This is a genomic window from Pseudomonas sp. PME37.24/006, assembly GCF_055556635.1.
In genome coordinates this window covers 1-282 of sequence record NZ_JBVHNL010000045.1, presented here as the reverse complement: position 1 = coordinate 282, position 282 = coordinate 1, and the positions used below count along the sequence as shown (strand labels likewise).

The window sequence follows — 282 nt, the reverse complement described above, 5'->3', positions numbered from 1 at the left end:
GGACCCGGCGAAGGGGATCTGGAACCACAGCTGCGCGACCAGCAGGATGGTGGTCGACTGGCTGAGCCCGACCAGCATGGCCGGCACGGCCTTGCCGATCATGATCTCGCTCGGCCGGAACGGCGTCACCAGCAACTGGTCGAAGGTTCCAGCCTCCCGTTCACGCGCCACCGACATGGCGGTGAGCATCATGGTCATCATCATGGTGATCATCCCGATCATCGACGGGATCATGTTCCAGCGGGTCTCGAGGGCCGGATTGAACCAGGCCCGCGCCGACAC

At 64.5% G+C, this 282-nt stretch carries 1 protein-coding gene; it reads right to left on the bottom strand.

Annotation, left to right across the window (positions count from 1 at the left end; all coding sequences use genetic code 11):
- A partial coding sequence (locus tag ACZ3GY_RS23790) for an ABC transporter permease (RefSeq protein WP_465912192.1) occupies nucleotides 1-282 on the bottom strand: 282 nt, incomplete at its 3' end.